At 70.6% G+C, this 19248-nt stretch carries 25 protein-coding genes and 1 tRNA gene; 9 read left to right on the forward strand and 17 right to left on the reverse strand.

Features of this window, described 5'->3' with window-relative positions:
- The coding region (locus HPY23_RS09355; protein ID WP_200601519.1) for a transposase domain-containing protein at positions 1 to 248 on the forward strand (248 nt) is incomplete at its 5' end.
- A 307-nt stretch (positions 249 to 555) separates the two neighbouring features.
- Positions 556 to 957, forward strand: a complete 402-nt coding sequence (locus HPY23_RS09360; RefSeq protein ID WP_139234982.1) for a hypothetical protein — start codon at positions 556 to 558, stop codon at positions 955 to 957.
- 17 nt (positions 958 to 974) lie between these two features.
- Here the strand turns inward: HPY23_RS09360 and tcmP are convergent, their stop codons facing one another.
- The 5 genes from tcmP to HPY23_RS09385 all read right to left on the reverse strand — a co-directional run bounded on the left by tcmP (position 975) and on the right by HPY23_RS09385 (position 4147).
- Positions 975 to 1922 carry a three-Cys-motif partner protein TcmP gene (gene tcmP, locus HPY23_RS09365; RefSeq protein ID WP_175539985.1) on the reverse strand — a complete coding sequence of 316 codons (948 nt, stop codon included), beginning with the start codon at positions 1920 to 1922 and terminating at the stop codon, positions 975 to 977.
- Positions 1919 to 2671, reverse strand: coding sequence for a DUF5131 family protein (locus tag HPY23_RS09370; protein ID WP_091887645.1), 753 nt, complete (start codon positions 2669 to 2671; stop codon positions 1919 to 1921). The genes tcmP and HPY23_RS09370 overlap by 4 nt, the downstream gene beginning before the upstream one ends.
- A 129-nt stretch (positions 2672 to 2800) precedes the next feature.
- Positions 2801 to 3397, reverse strand: coding sequence for a hypothetical protein (locus tag HPY23_RS09375; protein ID WP_091887617.1), 597 nt, complete (start codon positions 3395 to 3397; stop codon positions 2801 to 2803).
- A 2-nt stretch (positions 3398 to 3399) separates the two neighbouring features.
- Positions 3400 to 3954 (reverse strand): hypothetical protein, encoded by a 555-nt coding sequence (locus tag HPY23_RS09380; protein ID WP_091887615.1) that lies wholly within the window; start codon positions 3952 to 3954, stop codon positions 3400 to 3402.
- A 103-nt stretch (positions 3955 to 4057) separates the two neighbouring features.
- Positions 4058 to 4147, reverse strand: a tRNA-Ser gene (locus HPY23_RS09385).
- A gap of 320 nt (positions 4148 to 4467) precedes the next feature.
- Here HPY23_RS09385 and HPY23_RS09390 point away from each other — a divergent pair.
- Positions 4468 to 4857, forward strand: coding sequence for a response regulator (locus HPY23_RS09390; RefSeq protein WP_060848942.1), 390 nt, complete (start codon positions 4468 to 4470; stop codon positions 4855 to 4857).
- Between the two features lie 10 nt (positions 4858 to 4867).
- Here HPY23_RS09390 and HPY23_RS09395 read toward each other — a convergent pair whose 3' ends face one another.
- The 5 genes from HPY23_RS09395 to HPY23_RS09415 all read right to left on the reverse strand — a co-directional run bounded on the left by HPY23_RS09395 (position 4868) and on the right by HPY23_RS09415 (position 8479).
- The gene (locus tag HPY23_RS09395) at positions 4868 to 5089 is read right to left on the reverse strand and encodes a hypothetical protein (protein ID WP_060848941.1); all 222 of its coding nucleotides are present in this window, start codon (positions 5087 to 5089) and stop codon (positions 4868 to 4870) included.
- A gap of 139 nt (positions 5090 to 5228) precedes the next feature.
- On the reverse strand, positions 5229 to 5435 hold the full coding sequence (locus tag HPY23_RS09400; protein WP_060848940.1) for a hypothetical protein: 207 nt from the start codon (positions 5433 to 5435) through the stop codon (positions 5229 to 5231).
- Between the two features lie 120 nt (positions 5436 to 5555).
- A complete protein-coding gene (locus HPY23_RS09405; RefSeq protein ID WP_091887613.1) occupies positions 5556 to 6572 on the reverse strand; it encodes an ABC transporter substrate-binding protein in 1017 nt (338 codons plus the stop codon).
- A 189-nt stretch (positions 6573 to 6761) separates the two neighbouring features.
- Positions 6762 to 7619 (reverse strand): ABC transporter permease, encoded by an 858-nt coding sequence (locus HPY23_RS09410; RefSeq protein WP_091887643.1) that lies wholly within the window; start codon positions 7617 to 7619, stop codon positions 6762 to 6764.
- An 89-nt stretch (positions 7620 to 7708) separates the two neighbouring features.
- Positions 7709 to 8479, reverse strand: coding sequence for an ABC transporter ATP-binding protein (locus HPY23_RS09415; protein ID WP_091887611.1), 771 nt, complete (start codon positions 8477 to 8479; stop codon positions 7709 to 7711).
- 141 nt (positions 8480 to 8620) lie between these two features.
- Here HPY23_RS09415 and HPY23_RS09420 point away from each other — a divergent pair, with 141 nt between their 5' ends.
- The 4 genes from HPY23_RS09420 to HPY23_RS09435 all read left to right on the forward strand — a co-directional run bounded on the left by HPY23_RS09420 (position 8621) and on the right by HPY23_RS09435 (position 12077).
- A complete protein-coding gene (locus HPY23_RS09420) occupies positions 8621 to 9298 on the forward strand; it encodes a response regulator transcription factor (RefSeq protein WP_060848937.1) in 678 nt (225 codons plus the stop codon).
- A complete protein-coding gene (locus tag HPY23_RS09425; protein WP_060848936.1) occupies positions 9295 to 10680 on the forward strand; it encodes a sensor histidine kinase in 1386 nt (461 codons plus the stop codon). Before HPY23_RS09420 ends, HPY23_RS09425 begins: the two co-directional genes overlap by 4 nt.
- Entirely contained in the window at positions 10677 to 11807 is a 1131-nt protein-coding gene (locus HPY23_RS09430; RefSeq protein ID WP_060848935.1) for an ABC transporter substrate-binding protein, read from the forward strand. The genes HPY23_RS09425 and HPY23_RS09430 overlap by 4 nt, the downstream gene beginning before the upstream one ends.
- A gap of 114 nt (positions 11808 to 11921) precedes the next feature.
- Complete coding sequence (locus tag HPY23_RS09435; protein WP_165602118.1) at positions 11922 to 12077, forward strand: hypothetical protein; 156 nt, start codon at positions 11922 to 11924, stop codon at positions 12075 to 12077.
- Positions 12078 to 12120: 43 nt separating this feature from the next.
- Here HPY23_RS09435 and HPY23_RS09440 read toward each other — a convergent pair whose 3' ends face one another.
- From HPY23_RS09440 to purM, 3 genes are all read right to left on the reverse strand, one after another.
- Positions 12121 to 12477 carry a VanZ family protein gene (locus HPY23_RS09440; RefSeq protein WP_139234981.1) on the reverse strand — a complete coding sequence of 119 codons (357 nt, stop codon included), beginning with the start codon at positions 12475 to 12477 and terminating at the stop codon, positions 12121 to 12123.
- Between the two features lie 167 nt (positions 12478 to 12644).
- On the reverse strand, positions 12645 to 13304 hold the full coding sequence (purN, locus tag HPY23_RS09445; RefSeq protein ID WP_060848933.1) for a phosphoribosylglycinamide formyltransferase: 660 nt from the start codon (positions 13302 to 13304) through the stop codon (positions 12645 to 12647).
- Positions 13301 to 14377: a phosphoribosylformylglycinamidine cyclo-ligase gene (purM, locus tag HPY23_RS09450; RefSeq protein WP_060848932.1), complete on the reverse strand. Its 1077-nt coding sequence runs from the start codon at positions 14375 to 14377 to the stop codon at positions 13301 to 13303. The genes purN and purM overlap by 4 nt, the downstream gene beginning before the upstream one ends.
- A 91-nt stretch (positions 14378 to 14468) precedes the next feature.
- Here purM and HPY23_RS09455 point away from each other — a divergent pair, with 91 nt between their 5' ends.
- Entirely contained in the window at positions 14469 to 15050 is a 582-nt protein-coding gene (locus HPY23_RS09455; RefSeq protein ID WP_060848931.1) for a CDP-alcohol phosphatidyltransferase family protein, read from the forward strand.
- Here the strand turns inward: HPY23_RS09455 and HPY23_RS09460 are convergent.
- The 4 genes from HPY23_RS09460 to HPY23_RS09475 all read right to left on the reverse strand — a co-directional run bounded on the left by HPY23_RS09460 (position 15043) and on the right by HPY23_RS09475 (position 18414).
- Positions 15043 to 15366, reverse strand: coding sequence for a hypothetical protein (locus tag HPY23_RS09460; RefSeq protein WP_091887609.1), 324 nt, complete (start codon positions 15364 to 15366; stop codon positions 15043 to 15045). The genes HPY23_RS09455 and HPY23_RS09460 overlap by 8 nt on opposite strands.
- A gap of 104 nt (positions 15367 to 15470) precedes the next feature.
- Entirely contained in the window at positions 15471 to 16316 is an 846-nt protein-coding gene (locus tag HPY23_RS09465) for a class I SAM-dependent methyltransferase (protein WP_091887607.1), read from the reverse strand.
- Positions 16313 to 17377, reverse strand: a complete 1065-nt coding sequence (locus HPY23_RS09470) for a lysylphosphatidylglycerol synthase domain-containing protein (protein WP_060848929.1) — start codon at positions 17375 to 17377, stop codon at positions 16313 to 16315. The genes HPY23_RS09465 and HPY23_RS09470 overlap by 4 nt, the downstream gene beginning before the upstream one ends.
- Positions 17378 to 17526: 149 nt before the next feature.
- Complete coding sequence (locus tag HPY23_RS09475; protein WP_091887605.1) at positions 17527 to 18414, reverse strand: alpha/beta hydrolase; 888 nt, start codon at positions 18412 to 18414, stop codon at positions 17527 to 17529.
- 201 nt (positions 18415 to 18615) lie between these two features.
- On the opposite strand from HPY23_RS09475, the gene HPY23_RS09480 reads away from it, so the two are divergent.
- Positions 18616 to 19233 (forward strand): GNAT family N-acetyltransferase, encoded by a 618-nt coding sequence (locus HPY23_RS09480; protein WP_244537602.1) that lies wholly within the window; start codon positions 18616 to 18618, stop codon positions 19231 to 19233.
- Positions 19234 to 19248 lie beyond the last annotated feature (15 nt).

Below are 19248 nucleotides of genomic sequence, written 5' to 3' on the forward strand. Positions count from 1 at the left end.
CGGCCGAGCGGGCGCTGCGCTGTGTGGCGGTCGGGCGCAAGAACTACCTGTTCGCGGGATCCGAGCTGGGCGCCGAGCGTGCGGCGGCGTTCTACACCCTGATCGAGACAGCGAAGATGAACGGGCTCGATCCGGAGGCCTACCTGCGCGACGTGCTCACGCGCATCGCCGATCACCCGGCCAAGCGACTGGCCGATCTGCTGCCTTGGAACTGGATGCCAACCAGTGAGGCCGAGCAGGCCGCCTGACCAGTGGATCCGTCACCGAGCGCTTACGCCGAGGGCGCTACGACGCGCGCCTTGGCGACCGCCTTCTGTGTACCTCCGAGACACCGTTCGTCGCAGCGGCTCGCATCCTCAAGACCGAGGGCGTGCCCTGCCACGAGCCCTTGACCATGACCCATGAGGGGTCCGAGACGATCTGCCTCCGCTCCACCGTGGGCCGAGCTGCGGGCCTCTCGGTTCACGAAACCGGTCGAGGGCTCACGATCCGGCGCTACAAGCCCTCGCCGTTCGCGCAGCCCCTGGCTGTCGCCGATGAGACGTGATGTTGCCCATGAAGCCTCACGCCCTCATCCACATGACCGATGCCGATGGCCGAGAGGTCGTCGGTGTGCGCCTGACGAACGCCGACGAAGCCGCGTGGCTCTACCTCTCGGACTACAGGCGCATCGTGGAGGACCACGGCACGCCCACATGGCGCCTCGTGAAGAACGGCAAGGGCCAGTTCTACGTGCGCTTCAAGCAGGTGGGTCGTAGCAGCCGGAACGTCACCGTAGCGCGCCTTGTAGCCGGTGACTTCGAGCGCACAGGCGTCCGCTACCGAGACTGCAATCCCTTCAACCTGCGGAGCAGCAACCTCTACCATGTTGACGGTGGCGGGCTGCGTCCGAAGGCCCTGCATCGTTCAGGCGGCTTGAGGTCAGTCGCGGGCAACGGTGCCGAGCTTGGCCCGTGATCCCGATGACCCGGGCCTCAACGCGAAGGGGCGGGCTTCTTCGGTCCACCGCGGGACTTCATCGTCAGGATGTAGTTAGCGCCCGTCAGCCCCGCGGGGTGAGGGCCAGCCCAGATCAGGTAGTAGAGCCGACCACCCCTCGTGTTCGTGATGAGTTGAGGCTGCGAGACGTGACCGAAGGCGAACCCAAGACGTTCCCGGTACCACTGCAAGAGGCGCTCTTCGCTGTCGGCGAACTTCACCGTTCTGGTGCCGCCCAGGTCCGTGACCTCCTCGTAGGTTTGCTTGCGCCAGTCGGGCGTACCGAAGAAGGTGTCGAGCGAGATGCTCCAGCCCTTGGGCACGTCACCGCTGTTCGGCATCATGCGCCTGATGGCCATGCCCAGCGGGAAGTTGATCATTACCTCGATCGCCTCCGTGGCCGCCAAGGCTTCGATTGTTGACCAGGGGACTTGTATGCCGAAGGGGTCGAGGAAGATGTAGGCTCGATGTGTTCTCTTGCTGAACTTCGAGTTCAGAAGGGACAAGAGGGCCTGGTTGGCATCGCCGGCAACGATCTCAATCGACCGCCTACCGTGGAACTCCTCCTTGAGCCCTTCGAGCTTCGCGAGACGTTCCGGGTCCTTCTCGATGAAGATGTAGCGGTGGAACGGGTTCGGTAACTCCAGCGCGATGCGAGGCGAGCCCTTCAGGTACCGCACTTCTTGCTCGACGGGGTCTGCTTCCTCGGCAGGTAGGAGGCTGGCGAAGATGTCGTCCATCCCACTCGCGTGAGCGGGCTTGTCGTCCGCGTGTCTACTCCGTACCGCTGACATCCCAGGGCCAGCGAAGGCGTCTACGAACACCTGCTCCCAGTACGTCTTCTTCTTCAGGCGGGTGGTCCAGTAGTCCAACCCTCGACGAAGGCTATCCAGCTTCTCTTCTGCCCATGGTCCAACCGTGTTGTCCTTCGGGCGCTTGCTCATCCAACGGCATCCGGGAGACGTTCGGCTGTCCTGCCAGGGAACTCGGACCACTCTCTTCCATCGAGGGTACGTCCTCCAGCCTTCGGCCGATAGCCCCCCCATTGCTTGAAGAAGAACGCGACGCCCGCCCTGCGACACTGGTCTCTGACTTCCCGCACCCACTCGGGGGACATCGGGCGAGCACGGGGGCCGCTTTCGCCGCCTACAATCACCCAGTCGATGCCCGAGAGGTCGAGTTGCCCGATGGGTCCGATCAACGGTTCGATGGACAGGAAGCGGATGCTCGCTGGAGCGTCCCGAAGGTGTCTCACCCGGGACAGCTTGCTCGCGTCCTCTACGGACACGCCGCACCAGACGTGTGCCGGGCCTCGTCCCGTTCCGTACCGACGACGCAGGTAGTCCCTCATCAGGGACGACCGCTTCGTAAGAACCTGGAATGTGTGCCAGTCGGCTTGTTCCATCGTGTCGAAGACGCGGTCGATGAACGCCGATGGCACGCCCTTGTGGAAGAGGTCGCTCATGGAGTTCACGAAGACCATCTTCGGCTGCCGCCATGACAGGGGCTGCGTCAGACGCGCGGGCCGGAGGGTTAGGTCGAAGCCCGTCTCGAACGGGTGCCCCGGGACGCCACGGAACCGCTCGGAGAACCTCTCGACATAGCAGTTGTCGCAGCCTGCGCTGATCTTCGTGCACCCGGTCACCGGGTTCCACGTTGCGTCAGTCCACTCGATGGTGCTCGTCTCGGCCATCAACGCCCCGGCTGTATGGTGTTGTGAGCTTACGCCCTCCGCCTCGGCGCACCAGAGACCGGATCGCACCAGCCGGCAAGACCCACGGGCAGGTCGTGGTATCACTGGCGAGCGTGGCTTGGCTCCGTGCTACACCAGCTTGTTACCCCAGAGTACGTGCAGGGCCTTGAAGCTCCCTGCGTGCCGCTCCTTGATCGTTGCGATGCTTGATCGCGCTTCCTCCTCTCGGTAGTCGCCGTAAGCTCCGATGTTGAGGTAGACAAGCAGGGTAGGCTTCTGGCCGTAGAGTCTCCCCACCTTCTTGCTGATCGCGCGGTCCGGGGCGGTTGGTAGTTCATTGAGGCGTCGATCCCAGTCTTCAACAGGATCGTACCGCACTTGTGGAGCGTCAGGCGCGTACTCGTTGGCCCGCTTCCTGCCGGGCATCATCGCCTCTGTTACCTCTACATCTAGGACCTCGGAACCTACATTCACCCGTCCATCTGGATACTGCTCGGAGGGGGTTGTGAGCTGAAGTCGGTCCGCCCCGGAGAGCGTGGAGAACTGCCCGAGCGTCCAAGCATCCCGCCAGAAGCCCCACGCGGGGTACTTGAACAGGACGTAGGGTGTCACCTGCCCTCGAACGTCCTCAAGGATCGCCTCGAACTCGCCCGGTGACCGCCAGTCCGACAGCCTGAGCCTCGTCGCTCGAGCGAACTCTCCCATGTCGCCGCTGAACTGGGTCAACCCTACCTCCGAACAAGCCTCAATCGGCGAAGTAAGGTACGCAGGGGAGAGGTTGGCGGCGCTGTTAGCACCTCATCGCCACAAGCCTCCCGCTCCCTACTGGCTCCCTCTTGGATCAACTCAAGCTCGTCCGCGATCTCCTCGAGGGTAGCGGTCCAGGCGTCGATCTGATCCGGGGTGACGTGCAGAGCATGGGTCAGGGTGTTGCGGTGAAGTCGGCGCACAACGAGCCGTCCACCATCGAAGGGATCGAACCACCACTCACCGTGGATGAGGTTGTGGCGCTCCCTCGCAACCACCGAGAGGCACTTGAGGTGCCGGCTCATGGCCTCGAAGCGGCCCCCGTCGAGCTTGCACCGGAGCAGCCGCCGCATCTTCTTCGGCAGTTCCTCCGTCCCCGCGACGTACTGCCTAGCCTCCGCCTCGTTGGCGATCTCGAGCAAGGCCAGATCAACCACCGCCTCATGGGCACGCCCGTAAGCGAGCATCATCGAACCGAGCGGCCGGATGTAGGGCTCCAGCTCAGGGCTAGAAGCTCGCGGGAACGCGGCCGTCATCGCCTTCGGTGGGGGACATCCAAGGGGACAACATGGGGGACATCACCATTCTGGCGGCAGATAAGTCCCTGTTGTCATTGGCTTTTTGGGGATGCCAGAAAACTGGCGGAGAGAGAGGGATTCGAACCCTCGATACGGTTGCCCGTATACACGCGTTCCAGGCGTGCGCCTTCAACCACTCGGCCACCTCTCCGGGCCAGATCTGCGGGGCGCTGGGCGCCCGTGCAGGTCGGGTGCCGTCCTCTAGCGGGGCTGGGGCCGCGGCGCAAGCGCGAGATCGTCGGGGCGGCGAATTCCTGTCGTCCCGGGGAGGGAGATCGGATGGCGGACGAAGGGCCGCTGCAACCTGTGCAGGGTATCGGCCGTTTCGATCAACGGCCGGCGCGTCCGCGGCGGCCGGCCGGAATCGGCCGAGCGACACCAGGAGACAGCCCCCCGGACCCCGCGCCCCTCCCGGGCGGGCGTCCGGATCGGGCCCGACCGGCAAGGACAGGCGACGTGAGAACGGGCGACATGGGAAACGACACCGTGACTGCCAAGGACGAGCGGCCGGTGGTCCTGGTCGTGGAGGACGAGGCGCTGACGATCATGGATCTCAGCGACGTCCTGGACGCGGCCGGCTACGAGGCGCTGCAATCGGCCTCGGCCGAGCGGGCCCTCGGCCTCCTGACCGCGCGAACCGACATCGTCGCGCTGATCACCGACGTGGAACTGTCCGGCAAGACCGACGGTTTCGACCTCGCCCGCGCGGCCGAGCAGATGCGGCCCGACCTGCCGATCGTCGTCGTCTCGGGGCGCAGCAAGCCGGATCCGGAGCGGATGCCGTCCCATGCCCGCTTCGTCGCCCGGCCCTGCCGCGGCGACGACATCCTCGACGTCCTCAGGACCCTGATGAAGCCCTGAGCGGGCCGCCTCAGGTCGGGGCGACGGCCGGGCCCGGCTGCGGCGGCTCGGCCAGCCAGACCTCGACCGGGGCGCAGGCCGACCCGAAATCGAGGATCAGGTTGCGCAGCCGACGCGCCGGATGGCCCGCCTCGGCGGGCATGTCGACGGTCTCGCCCACGGCCCGCAGGACGCCCTCGATTTTGCATCGACCCAGGGTCAGGCTGACGGGCGTCCCGCTGCAGGTGTCCACGCTTCCTCTCCTCTCACTGTCAACTGGATAACGCTGAGCGGGAGGGCGCGGTCCATCCGCGAGTCGATCACGGTTACGGCTTGGTCACCGGCGTGCACGACTCGCGTGGGCGCACTTCTTGGTTGAATCGCTCCCCGCGTCAGGCCCCGCCGGCCTTGAGGGCGCGCAGGCGCCGAGCCCCCGTCTCGGCCGGGCTGCCGGGCGGGGAGAGGCGGCGCTCGATCGCCTCGAACTGGCGGCCCTGGGCTTTCAGGAGAAGGCGCAGGGCCGCGATGCTGGCCTGGAGATCCCGGGCATCCTCGAGCGGGTCGAGGGTCGGCGAAGCGGTCGTCGCGTGAGTCGGCATGGCCGCCATCACGGGCGGACAGGCTTAACGGCTGGTTAAAAAACCCCGCCGCGCGGTGGCGCGGCAGGGCTCCGTTATGAAAATATTCCGCAATCGCCCGGAGGGCCGGGACGGCGGGCCTCAGCTCCCGGCGCGCTCGCGCAGGGCCGGGATGAACAGATCCTGCCAGGTGGCGGGCTTGGTCTTCATGATGCCGGCCCGGTTCATGAAGGTGACGAACTCCATGATGCCGTGCGGGGTCGCCGAGAACTTGCTGTCGGGATCCTCCAGGATCTGGGCGACCTCCTGGGGCGACACCTTCACCTTCGAGGCACGGGCGAAGATCTCGGCGGTCTCGGCCTTGTTGGTGGTGATGAAGTCGCAGGCCTCGTCGAGGGCGGCCAGGAAGGCCAGGGTCGTCTTCGGGTTCGCCTCGGTGAAGCGCTTGAGCGCGAACACCACGTCGAGGGTGATGTTGCCGAAGATCTGCGACGCCTTGAGGATCGTGCGCACCTTCGGGTCGGCCCGCTCGACGTTGGTGAAGGGCGGCGAGGCGAAGTGGCCGACGATCTCGGTCCGGCCGGACAGCAGTGCGGCGACCGCCTCGGGGTGGGGCAGGCCGACGGTGCTCGAATCGAGCTTGGTGTAGTTCTCGGGCCCGAACTGCTTGGCCACCGCCATCTGCAGCACCACCGCGGCGAGCGAGGTCTTGATGCCGGGGATCGCGATCTTGTCCTTCGGGGTGAAGTCGGCGAGCGACTTGATCTCCGGCTTGTTGACGTTGAGGTCGAGGGCGGTGGCCGACATGCCCGAGACGCCGATCACCTCGGTCTTCGGGCTGCCGCGGCCCTTCGACCACAGCGCCAGGAAGCCCGGTGCGCCGGTGCCGGCGATGTCGAGCGAGCCGGCGATCATCGCGTCGTTGATGACGTTGCCGCCATCGAGCGTCAGCCAGGTCACCTTGACGTCGCCGAGCCCCGCCTTGGCGGCCTGGGACTCGAGGAGCTTCTTCTCCTGCATCACGAAGAGCGGCAGGTAGAGGACGCCGTAGCCCTTCGAGATGCGGATCTCCGACACCTCGGCGCGGAGCGGGCCGAGGCCCATCGTGAGCGCCAGGGCGGCGCCGGCGGCGAGGCCGAGGAGCTTGCGTGCGAACATGGGATCCTCCCGTTTTCGTCGTTCTTGCTGTGGTTCTTGCGGGTCGTCTTTGCCCCCCGGACCGCGCCGGGTCCAGGGGGCATGGGCGCGGGAGCATTTTCCGACGGACCGGATGCCGGTTTGTCTTGGAAATTGCGATGAAACAAAGACTTGGAGAGCTTCGCGATTACAGGGCGATCGTGAAGCGCTCTAGTGTTGCATGCCCCAGCGGCGGATTGTATTCTTCTCGATGTTGGCAAAGATCACGTTCTCGACGAACAGGCCGATCATGATGACGGTGAACAGCCCGGCGAAGACGTTGGTGGTCTCGAGGGCGTTGCGGTTCTCGAAGATGTACCAGCCGAGCCCGCCCGAACCCGAGGAGACGCCGAAGACCAGCTCCGCGGCGATCAGCGTGCGCCAGGCGAAGGCCCAGCCGACCTTGAGGCCGGTGAGGATCGACGGGAAGGCCGCCGGGATCAGGATCGCCCGCACCAGGGACAGGTTGCGCAGGCCGTAGTTCAGCCCGACCATCCGCAGCGTGTTCGAGACCGAGCGGAAGCCCGCATGGGTGTTGAGCGCGATCGCCCACAGCACCGAGTGAACGAGAACGAAGACCACGCTGCCCTGGCCGAGGCCGAACCAGATCAGCGCCAGCGGCAGGAGCGCGATCGCCGGCAGCGGGTTGAACATCGCCGTCAGCGTCTCGAGCAGGTCGGTGCCGATCCGCGAGCCGATGGCCAGCGTGGTGAGCAGGGCGGCCAGCACGATGCCGATGCCGTAGCCGATGGCGAGCGTCTGGAGCGAGACCAGCGCCTTGGTCGGGATCTCGCCGCTCAGGATCGCGGCGGCGAAGGCCTCGACGGTGGCCGAGAAGGTCGGGAACAGCAGCGGGTTGTCGAGCCAGCGGCCGTAGGCCTCCCAGATCACCGCCAGGACCGCCAGGACGGCGGCCTTGCGCAGCCAGCTCTGGCGGTAGGCGAGCTCGGCGAAGGACAGGCGCTGCTCGACGCTGATGGCGCCCGAGGCGGAGGTCTCGCGCACGATCTCGGGCCGCTGCGTCAACAGAGGCGAGGCGAGGGGCGGCGAGGCGAGGGACGGTGAGGAAAGCGGGGCCAGGGTGGCGGTCACGGCGTGTCTCCCGGATCGTGTGATTGTCAGGCGAACAGCATGTCGTTGATGCGGGTCTCGAGGGCGCCCTGCGCGGCGGTGCCGAGCTCCGAGGCCGGCAGGCTGTTGAGCTCGGCCTTGACCTGGCCCGGATGGGGCGAGAGCAGCAGGATGCGGGTGCCGACCTTGATCGCCTCCTCGATCGAGTGGGTGACGAACAGCACCGTGAACCGGGTGTCGTCCCACAGGCGCAGGAGCTCGTCCTGCATCTTGCGCCGGGTCAGCGCGTCGAGGGCCGCGAAGGGCTCGTCCATCAGCAGGATGTCGGGCTCCATCGCCATGCCGCGGGCGATGGCCACGCGCTGCTTCATGCCGCCCGACAGCATGTGGGGGAAGGAATCGGCGAACTTCGCCAGGCCGACCTTCTCGATGTAGGACATCGCCCGGTCCATGGCCTCCGTGCCGGTGGCGCGGCCGCTGGCGGTCAGCGCGAAGGCGACGTTCTGCTTGACCGTCTTCCACGGCAGGAGCTGGTCGAATTCCTGGAAGACCATCATCCGGTCGGGGCCGGGTTCGGTGACCTTGCGGCCCTTGAGCTTGATCTCGCCCTCGACCGGGGTCATGTAGCCGCCGATCGCCTTGAGCAGGGTGGACTTGCCGCAGCCCGACGGCCCGAGAAGGATGTAGCGGTCGCCCGGCATCACCTCGAAATCGACCCGGTAGGTCGCGGTGACCAGATGATCGGTCGTCTTGTACTGGAGCGTGACGCCCTCGACCTGGAGCAGCGGCTCGGGAATGATGGTCGGACGTGCGTTCATGGCGGTGCCTCCCCGGATCTTCGTCGCTTGGCCCGGCTTCCTCGCGGCATGCGCTTGGCCGGGCGTTGGAGCGTGGGGTAGGGTCCGAACCTGTCGCCGACCTGACAGATATCTCCACCGGCCCGACGAAGAGGAACTTTTGTGCGCATCCTGCTCGTCGAGGACACGCGGGACGTCGGCGAGGCCATCGCGGTGCGCCTGCGCGGGCTCGGCCACGCGGTCGACTGGGAGGTGGACGGGGAGGCCGGCGACGCGCTGCTCGCGGTCCAGGCCTACGACCTCGTGATCCTCGACGTGAACCTGCCGGGGCTCGACGGCTTCTCGATCCTCAAGCGGCTGCGGGCGCGCCGCGGGCCGGTGCCGGTGCTCGTCCTCACCGCGCGTTCGGAGGTCGACGACCGGGTGGGCGCCCTCGATCTCGGTGCCGACGACTACCTGGTGAAGCCGTTCGACTTCCGCGAACTGGAAGCCCGGGTCCGTGCCCTCCTGCGCCGCAACAGCGGGCACGCCGACAACGCGCTCGTCCTCGGCAACCTGCGCCTCGACCGGGAGGCCCGCAGCGCCAGCGTGGCGGGCGAGGCCCTCGACCTGACGCGGCGCGAATGGACCCTGATCGAGATCCTGGCGGCGCGGCCGGGGCGGATCTTCCCCAAGGGCGAATTGCTGGAGCGGGTCTTCGCCCTCGAGGAGGAATCGAGCGAGAACGCCGTCGAGCAGATCGTGGCGCGGCTGCGCCGCAAGCTCGTCGCCGCCGGGGCCCAGGCGGAGATCCGCACCCTGCGGGGGCTCGGCTACCAGGTCGTCGGCCCGGAGGCATGATCCTGCGCGGCTCCTCGCTGTTTGCCCGCCTCGTCGCGGTGCTGGCCCTGGTGCTCGCGGTCGGCGCCGGGCTGCTCCTCGCCGCCGCCTGGGCCTCGGCGCGGCTCGCCGCCGACGAGGCCTACGACCGGCTCCTCGTCGGAGCGGCGCTCCAGATCGCCGAGACCATCGCCAGCGACGGGCGCGAGATCTCGGTCGATCCGCCGTTCTCGGCCTTCGAGACCCTCGGCCTCAGCCCCCGCGACCGGATCTTCTACAAGGTGGTCGATCCCGCCGACGGCCTGCTCACCGGTGACGCCGACCTCGCGGTGCCGGTGGACCGGGCCCGCCTCGCGGCGGGACCCGTGCTGCTCGACGCCGAGCATCGCGGCCAGGCGGTGCGGGCGGTGGTGGCCGGGCGCTACGTGCCGGACGCCGCGAAGGCGGGCTTCGCCGCCGTGGTGGTGGCCCAGACCCGCGAGGCGCGGAGCGGGCTCGCCCGGGCGCTCACCGTCAAGGCGAGCCTGATGGTGCTGGCGATGAGCGCGCTGGCCCTCGGCGCCGTCGCGGTGGCGGTGCGCGCGGCCCTGCGGCCGCTGCGTGCCATCGAAGGCGTGCTGGCGGCCCGCGGGCCCAACGAACTCCAGCCGCTGGGCCTCGCCGCCCCGCGGGAGATCCATCTGCTCGTCGCCTCGATCGACCACTTCATGGGCCGGCTGTCGGGCCATGTCGCGGTGATGAAGCGCTTCATCGCGGATGCGGCGCACCAGATCCGCACGCCGCTGACCGCGCTTTCCGCCCAGCTCGACCTCCTGTCGCGCGAGACCGACGAGGGGCGCCGGCGCGACCAGCTCGCCCGCATCCGCGCGCGTACCGCCGAGCTCGGCCACCTCACCAACCAGCTCCTCAACCACGCCATGGTGATCCACCGCGCCCGCTCCGTCGCCTTCGACCCGGTCGACGTGGCGGGGCTCGCCCGCCGCACCCTGATCGAGGCGGTGCAGCAGCAGCCCGGCGACCGGGCGGTCGATGTCGGCTACGAGGGCCCCGAGGAGGCCGTGACCATTCCGGGCGACGCGATCGCGCTGCGCGAGGCTTTGTCGAACCTGATCCACAACGCCTACAGGCACGGCGCCCGCCGCCGGCTCACCGTCCGGGTCGGGCGCGAGCGCGGCCGGGTGCTGCTGGCGGTGGAGGATGACGGGCCCGGCATCCCGAGCGGGGAATGGGCCCGGGTGCGCGAGCCGTTCCGGGCCGCCGCCGGCGGCGGAGTCGGGTCCGGCCTCGGCCTCTCGATCGCCGCCGAGGTCGCCGCGGCCCATGGCGGCGAGATGCGCTTCGAGACCCATTCGGATCGGGGCTTCTCCGTGATCCTGTCCCTGCCCGACGGAGCCGAGGCATGATCGGCCGCCTCGCCTGCGCGGTGGCCCCGCTGCTTGCCCTGCTGCTCGCCCCGCTGGCCGCCGGGACGGCGGGAGCCGAGGAGGTGACCCGCTTTCCTGCGAGCGAGCACGAGCGCACGGTGCTGACGATCCGCGCCGCGGCGGATGCCGACGCGATGGCGCCGCTGATCCGCGACTACCAGCAGCTCTACCCGGACGTGACCGTGATCTACCACGAATACGTCACCGCCGACCTGTTCGGCGAGGTGGCGGCGGCCTGCGCCGCGGGCCGGGCGGCGCGCGACTATCCCGCAGACGTGGTGATCTCCTCCTCGGTCGACCACCTGATCAAGCTCGCCAACGACGGCTGCGCCCGGGCGCACCGCTCCTTCGAGACCGCCCGCCAGCCCGACTGGGCGGCCTGGCGCGACGAGGTGTTCGGCTTCACCACCGAGCCGGCGGTGATCGCCTACCGGCCCGACCTCGTGCCGCCCGAGGACCTGCCGCACAGCCGCGTCGCCCTCGTCGACCTGCTGCGGCGCAAGCCCGAGGCCTATGCCGGCAGGATCGGCTCCTACGACATCACCCTGTCGGGCATCGGCTACCTGTTCGCCGCCTACGACGCCCGCGCGGCCGCCACCTACGGCCGCCTCGTCGAGGCCTTCGGCCGGGCGGACCTGCGGGTGCGGTGCTGCACCGGCGACCTGATCGCCGACCTCGAGGCCGGGCGGATTGCGATCGGCTACAACCTGCTCGGCTCCTACGTCTACCGGGCGATGCGGCGCGGCGCCCGGATCGGCCTCGTCGTGCCGCGGGACTACACCCTGGTGCTCAGCCGCGCCGTCCTGGTGCCGGTCACCGCCCGTGCGGTGGGCGACGCCTTCGCGTTCGTGGACTACCTGCTGTCGGCCCGCGGCCAGAAGGTCTCGCGCGAGGAGGCGTTCTTCTTCGACCGCACCGGCCCGCTGCCCGCCGGGGTCGAGGGTCCGCCGAGCCTCGCCACCGCCGGCATCCTGCGGCCGATCACCGTCGGGCCGGTGCTGCTCGCGGTGCAGGACCGGGCCAAGCGCGCCCGCTTCCTCGCCGAGTGGCGCCAATCGATCGGCGCGGAGGCGCCCCGCGGCGGGCCGCGACGGGAGGAGCCGTGACGTTGCCGGCACCGCCCTGAATCGCGCCTCTTCGCGCCCGGGCCGAATCGGCTTAGCATCGTTGCCCGTGATCCGGCCCCGTCACGAGAGGCTGGACATCGGAGGAAGCATCGGATGCAGGACCCGGTTCGCATCACCGTGCGGCCCGATGGCCGCTACACGCTCTATCGCGGCGAGACGCCGCTGATCTTCGGCCTCAGCCGCGACATGGCGTTCAGCCTCGCCGAGAGCTGCGGCGTCGTCATCGAGCGCGCCTACAGCATCAACTGAGCGGAAGGCTCGACGAGCCGCGGCGCCTCCGGGGCGCCGCCCCTCACGCTTCGTCGCGGGGGCTCAGCGGCGGCCAGACCAGGCCGGCGGCGAGCGAGGCCGCGGAGCCGAAGCCGCAGCCGACGACCTTCACCATGAAGTCGGCGATCCGGCCGTGACGGGTCGGCTCGAGGAGCTGGAACGCCTCCAGGGCGCCGGCAGCCGCGATCGTCAGCAGCAGGACCCGCCAGCGGTGGCGCGGATAGCCGACCGCGAACAGGAAGCCGAGGAGCGCGAAGGCGCCGAACCGCTCGACCGAGACCGGCGCGCCGCTGACCGGCCGGTAGCCGATCGGCGCGACGGTCGCGGCCACGATGGCGGCCAGGATCAGCCAGCCGAGAAGGCGAGATGCTCGGGACATGGGACGGAAGACCCGTGCGGGCGCGGACGGCCCGGTTAGCGGAAGGACGCGCTGGGCCCGGTGCCGGACCGCCCCGGGCCGCGCAATCCTGGCTCGAAATGGTTACGATCCCGCCCGAGGCACGTGCGTCGCCGTGTCGGGCGAGGCGAGGTCGGGCAGGGGCCCGGTCACGGGAGGCTCGGCGCCACCAGCGCGCCCTCGGCGCCACCGCTGCCCGGCGCGAACGCCACCCGGTCGCCGTCGAGGCGGGCCCGCCCGCTCGCCACCAGGGCGAGGGCCGCGGGGTAGAGCCGGTGCTCCTGCACCAGCACCCGGGCGCTCAGGGCGTCCTCGTCGTCGTCGGGCAGCACCGGCACGGCGGCCTGGGCGACGATCGGGCCGGCATCGAGTTCCGGCACCACGAAGTGGACCGTGCAGCCGTGGACCCGCACGCCCGCCGCGAGCGCCTGGGCGTGCGTGTGGGTGCCGCGAAACAGCGGCAGCAGGGAGGGGTGGATGTTGAGCATCCGCCCAGCCCAGGCCTCGACGAACCACGGCGTCAGCACCCGCATGAAGCCGGCGAGCACCAGGAACTCGACGCCGTGCTCGCGCAGGGCCGCGTCGAGCGCCCGCTCGAAGGAGGCCCGGTCGGGATGGGCCCGGTGGTCGACCGCCGCGGTGGCGATCCCGGCCTCCGCCGCCCGGGCGAGGCCCGGCGCGTCGGGCCGGTTCGAGGCGACGAGGACGATTTCGGCCGGGTAGTCCGGCGCGCGTGCGGCCTCGAGCAGCGTCGCCATGTTGGAGCCGCGGCCCGAGATCAGGATGCCGACCTTGGCCCGCGCGCTCATAGGGCGAGGCGCCCCGTATAGGTCACCGGGCTCTCGCCCCGCTCGGTGATCCGCCCGAGGCGGACCGGCGCCTCGCCGGCCGCCTGGAGCGCCTGCTCGACCGCCTCGGCCCGCGCCGGATCGACCACCACCACCATGCCGATGCCGCAGTTGAAGGTGCGCAGCATCTCGGCCTCGGCGACGTTGCCCTCCCGGGCGAGCCAGCCGAAGACCGGGAGCACGCTCACCGCGTCGAGGTCGAGCGCGATGCCGACGCCGTCCGGCAGGACGCGGGGCAGGTTGTCGGGAAAGCCGCCGCCGGTGATGTGGGCGAGCGCCTTGATGGCGCCGTGACCGGTCGCCTTCAACGCCGAGAGCAGCGGCTTGACGTAGATGCGGGTCGGCTCGAGCAAGGCCTCGCCGAGGCTCTTGCCCTGCGCGAACGGCGCGGGCGCGTCGTAGCCGAGGCCGGAGGCCGCCACGATCCGGCGCACCAGCGAGAACCCGTTCGAGTGCACGCCCGAGGAGGGCAGGCCCAGCACCACGTCGCCCGGCGCGATGCCGGCGACCGGCAGGAGCGCGCCGCGCTCGGCGGCGCCGACCGAGAAGCCCGCGAGGTCGTAGTCGGACCCGTCGTAGAGGCCGGGCATCTCGGCGGTCTCGCCGCCGATCAGCGCGCAGCCGGCCTGGCGGCAGCCCTCGGCGATGCCCTTCACGATGTCGGCGCCCACGCCCGGCACCAGCTTGCCGGTGGCGTAGTAGTCGAGGAAGAACAGCGGCTCGGCGCCCTGCACGATGATGTCGTTGACGCACATCGCCACGAGGTCGATGCCGATCGTGGCGTGGCGCCCGGTCTCGATCGCGATCTTCACCTTGGTGCCGACGCCGTCGTTGGCCGCGACCAGGATCGGGTCCTTGAAGCCCGCGGCCTTCAGGTCGAACAGGCCGCCGAAGCCGCCGATCTCCGCATCCGCTCCCGGCCGGCGGGTCGCCCGCACCAGGGGCTTGATCGCCTCGACCATGGCGTTGCCGGCATCGATGTCGACGCCCGCCTCCGCGTAGGTCATCCCGTTCTGGCGCTCGCCCGTCGTCATCCCTCGACCCTTCGCCTCGATCCTTGCCATGCTGCGACCGCTCTTAGCCGCTCTTGCCCGCGACCGCGAGTCGGGGCAGCCGTGAGGAACCATGACGCCGACGAAGAGCCCGTTTCGATCGCTGCCGAACCTGATCACCGCCGCCCGCCTCGCCCTGGTGCCGGTCGTCGTCTGGGCGATCGCCCGCGAGGCCTGGGGCGCGGCGTTCCTGGTCTTCGCGGCCGCGGGGATCTCGGACGGGATCGACGGGTTCCTCGCCCGCCGCTACGCCTTCGCGAGCCGCCTCGGCGCGATCCTCGATCCGCTCGCCGACAAGGCCCTGATGCTCGCCGTGCTGGTCGGCCTGACGCTCGCCGGGCTCGTGCCGGCCTGGTTCCCGGCGGTGCTCGTCGCCCGCGACGCCGTGATGGTGGCGGGGGCCGGTCTCGCCCGGCTCGCCGGACGGTCGCTGGCGAGCCCGCCGCTCCTCGTCGGCAAGCTCAACACCGCCTGTCAGATCGCCTTCCTGGCCTGGCTCCTCGGCAGCCGGGCGCTCGGCATCGCCGCGACGGGGGCGGAGGCGGTCGCGATGCCGGCGCTCGCCGGGCTGTCGGTCGTCTCGGCCCTGGTCCAGGGCGTGCACGCCCTGCGGGGAGGGGACGCCGGTCGGGATCCGGGCGAGCCCCTCAGTTGATGGCGCAGAACCCGGCGCCCGAGCCGAAGACCCGGCCGGTGGTGCACCACGGCTTCGCTGGTGCCGGGCTCGGGGCGGGAGCCGGGGCGGCCACGCGCGGAGCGGGCGGTGCAGTGGTGCCGGTCGTCATCGGTTCCGGCCCATCCGCAGAGGCCGTGCGCAGGCGCGGCGCCTCGGCGGCCGCGGGTGCCCCCGCCGGAGCGGCGTGACTGCGGGCGATGAAGGAGAAACCGCCGCGCCGGCCCTTGGCCTCGGCGGGCGATGCCGCCACGAGAATCCCGAGGGCGGTCAGCCCCAGCATCAGACCCGCACGCATGACCTCGCCCTCCTGTTCGACGGGCGGTATCGTCCCAGGCAAGCGTTAAGGCGCCGCCCCATCCGGTCGGCGGCATTCGAGCGATCCCGGAAATCCCCATCGGTTCAGCGCTTGCGCAGCCACAGGCTGGTCTCGAAGGCGCCCTCCGGCAGGGGCAGGCGCGCCAGGATGCCGTCGAGGGACCGGCCGGCCCGGGTCGCGACGTAGCGGCTGGCGAAGAGCGGGGCGTAGGCGCCGCCCTGGAGCAGCGCGCCGACCAGCAATTGCTCGTTGTAGCCCCGCCAGGCCCAGGAGGCCGGGTAGGCGTCCGGCAGGAAGATGTCGTGCAGGTGCACGATCACGCCGGAGCGAAGGCGCGGCAGCACGTCGAGGATCAGCCGGTCGACGTCGGTGCCCGGCATCGCGACGTGGCTCGAATCGATGAACAGCATGTCGCCGGGGTCGAGCGCCGCCGCCTCCTCCGCGTCCGCCGGTCCGAACAGCCGCGCCTCGTGGCGCAGGCCGAGGCCCGCCAGCGGCGCCCGGGGCGCGGGATCGATGCAGGTGATCGCGGTCGGGAGGTCGCCGTCGCGGACGGCCTGGGCGAGGAAGCGGGTCGAGTGGCCCGAGCCGATCTCGACGATGCGTGCCGGCCGCTCGCGCCGCACCAGGGCGTAGGCGGCGGCCGCGTCGAGGCGGGGGAACCAGTCCTGGGCAAAGCGCGCCGGCCGCTCGCCGACGAGGCCGGGGCCGCCGGCCGCGATACGGGCGAGATCCGGCGCGTGCGCCTCGATCTCGGCCAGCACCGACCGGAAGGCCGGCTCGGCCTCGCAAAAGAGCGGGCGGAGGGCCGGGTAGCCCTCCGCCCGTGCCGCGCCGGCATGCCGGTACGGGATCAGGAAGCCGCCCGCCGGCAGGCCGAGCAGGGCGCGGAGACCGAGCCCGGCGCGGCGCAGGCGGGTGCGGGTCATACCGCCTTGCGCACCTTCAGGTCGCGGCCCTGCACGTCGCGCAGGTCCGGGGTGATGCCGGGGCCGTCGACAGGCGGCGGCGGCACGTTCGGGGGCGACTTCGCCTTGCTGCGCAGGGCGTCGGCGAGGCGGCCGCGCTCGAACAGCAGCACCACGCCGATCGCCAGGGCGAAGGGGATCAGCAGGTAGAACAGGCGGAAGATCAGGACGGCGGCGAGCACGTCGGTCTTCGGCAGGTCCGGCATCGCCGTGATGAAGACGAGCTCGAACACCCCGATGCCGCCCGGCGCGTTCGAGACCAGCGCCACCGAGAACGAGGCGAGGAAGACCGCGAGCACCACCAGGAAGCCCGGGTTCCCGGCCTCCGGCAGGGCGAAGTAGATGATGCCGGCAGCGCCCAGCAGCTCGAGCGGCGCGGCGATCAGCTGGCGGCCCATGATGTTGGGGCGCGGATACTCGATCTTGAACGAGCGGATGTGCAGCGGCCGGAAGTGCAGGATCGAGCCGATGACGTAGAGCGCCACGAAGCCGAGGAGCCCGAAGCCGACGAGGCGGGCGGTGGTCGGGCTCGCCAGCACCGGCGGCAGCAGGCTCGCCACGCGCTGCAGCAGCTCGGGTTCGAGCACCAGCACCAGGCCGCCGAGGAACGCCGTGCCGAGGCCGAAGGTGAAGGAGCAGAGCGCCACGAGCACCGCCACCTGGGCGGTGGAGAGGCCCTTCGACGTGTAGGCGCGGTAGCGAACCACCGCGCCGGAGAACACCGAGGCGCCGATGTTGTGCGACAGCGCGTAGGTGGTGAAGGAGCACACCGAGACGAAGAGCCAGGAGATGCCCTTCACGCCGAGATGCAAGAGCGCGATCCGGTCGTACCAGGCCAAAGCCGCGTAGGCGACCAGGGTCGAGAGGACGGCGAGCGCGTAGCGGTGCGGCGGGATCGCCGCGAGGCTCGCCTTCACGTCGGCGAAGGACAGGCCCTTCAGCAGGTGCCACAGCAGATAGACGGAGACCACGACGGCCCCGAGGCCGATGACCGGCCAGATGAAATCCTTGATCTTCTTCATCGCGGTCCCGTCGCGTCCCCGTTCTCGCGCGCGCTTCTGCCCGACCCTGCGGAGGACCGCAAGAACGGCGCAGCGCCGACGGCCCCTCCTTTCATGGGATCGTGACGGTTTCGTGCCGGTCCCGCGGCCGCGTCGGTCCGTCGCCGGCGTCAGATCCCGCTTGCGTCGAGCCAGTCGAGGAGCAGGCGGGCGACGCCCTCCGAGCCGAGATCGAGCTGCAGGAAGTGGGCGATCCCCGGCACCGAGCGGTGCTCGGCCCCGTGGTAGAGCGCGGTGCGCCAGGTCGTCGCCGGCCAGATCATCCGGTCGTCGGCGCCGCCGAGGACCAGCGCCGGCACGCCCGCGAAGGCCGCCGAGAGCGGCAGCATCGGCCAGTGCGCCTCGGCCAGCGCCACCGGGCTCTCGGCCGACATCCGGGCGGCGTAGTTCTGGGCGCGCTCCAGCGGCAGGCCTTCCGAGAACAGCCAGTGCCGGGCGAGCGCCACCGCGGGCTCGCGGCCGGGCAGCAGCGAGCCCGCCAGCGCCTCGACCCAGAAACCCGCATCCGTCATGGCGATGCGCGGCCCGACCATGCCGAGGCCCTCCGGCGGCAGGGACGCCATCATCACGAGGCCGCGCAGCGGCACCCGGCCGAGCAGCCGCTGGGCCAGCAGCCCGCCGAGGGAATGCCCGACGAGCACCGGCGGCTCGCCCCATTGCGCCAGCGCCAGGCTCACGTCGGCGAGGTAATCGGATAGGGTGGCGTCGCGCAGCTGCCGCCCGCCCTGGCTGCGGCCGTGGCCGCGCAGGCTCACCGCGGCGGCGCGGCGGCCGCGCCGGGCGAGGTGGGGCAGAAAGATCTCCTCGAACATCCAGGCGCCGCCGAAGGCCCCGTGGACGAAGAGCAGGGGGGCGCCGCGGGGCTCGCCCGCCGGCTCGGCCTCGATCCATTCGAGGGCCGGACCGTCGCGGCGCTCGATCAGGCGGTGCGAGATCCGGGCCCGGGGCTCGGTGACGACGGTGAAGCGGCGTCGATCCCGCGCCTGTGCCTCGTGCATGCCCGTGCCTTCTTCGACGATGCGATGGGCGGTCCGCCGCCAGGGGCCGCGGTCAGATCCCGGATCACCTAACGGCCGAGCCCGGTTCGCCCAGCCTCGCCGGAGCGAATCGCTGCCCTGCGCCAGCCTCGCACGAGAAAGCTTGACACAAGGGAAACGAGTCCGCCCCCTCCCTGTATCCGCGACAGGAGACGCCCCGCCGTGAGCGACGCCCCGACCGACGATCCCCGCCTGCGCCTCGACGGCCACACCCCGATCCCGCCGACCCACGTCGCCGCGGTGGTGACCTACCTGGAGATGACGGCGCCGCCGTCGCGCCCCGGGGCGGAGCGGGAGCCGCTGCCGCTCTCGCCGATCGGCGCCGACCTCGCCCGCTACCGGGCCCTCTACGCGGCGATCGGCACGCCCTGGCTGTGGTTCGGCCGCGCCGGCATGACGGACGAGGCCCTGACGGCGATCCTCGGCGACCCGGCGGTGGAGGCCCTGGCGCTGACCGAGGACGGACGCGACGTCGGCCTGCTCGAACTCGACCGGCGAAAACCCGGCGAGGTGGAGCTCGCCTATTTCGGCCTCGTCCCGGAGGCGGTCGGCAGCGGGCGCGGCCGGCGGCTGATGGACGAGGCGGTGCGCCGCGCCTTCTCGGAGCCGATCGGCCGGTTCTGGGTCCATACCTGCACCCTCGACCATCCGGGCGCGGTGGCGTTCTACCAGCGCTCGGGCTTTCGCCCCTACGCCCGGGCGATCGAGGTGGCGCCCGATCCGCGCCTCACCGGCGCGCTGCCCCGCGAGGCCGGGCAGGTGCCGCTCCTCGCCGGGTGAAGCGAGGACCGGGCG

Origin of the sequence: Methylobacterium ajmalii, from assembly GCF_016613415.1 — a bacterium.
Classification (GTDB): Bacteria; Pseudomonadota; Alphaproteobacteria; order Rhizobiales; family Beijerinckiaceae; genus Methylobacterium; species Methylobacterium ajmalii.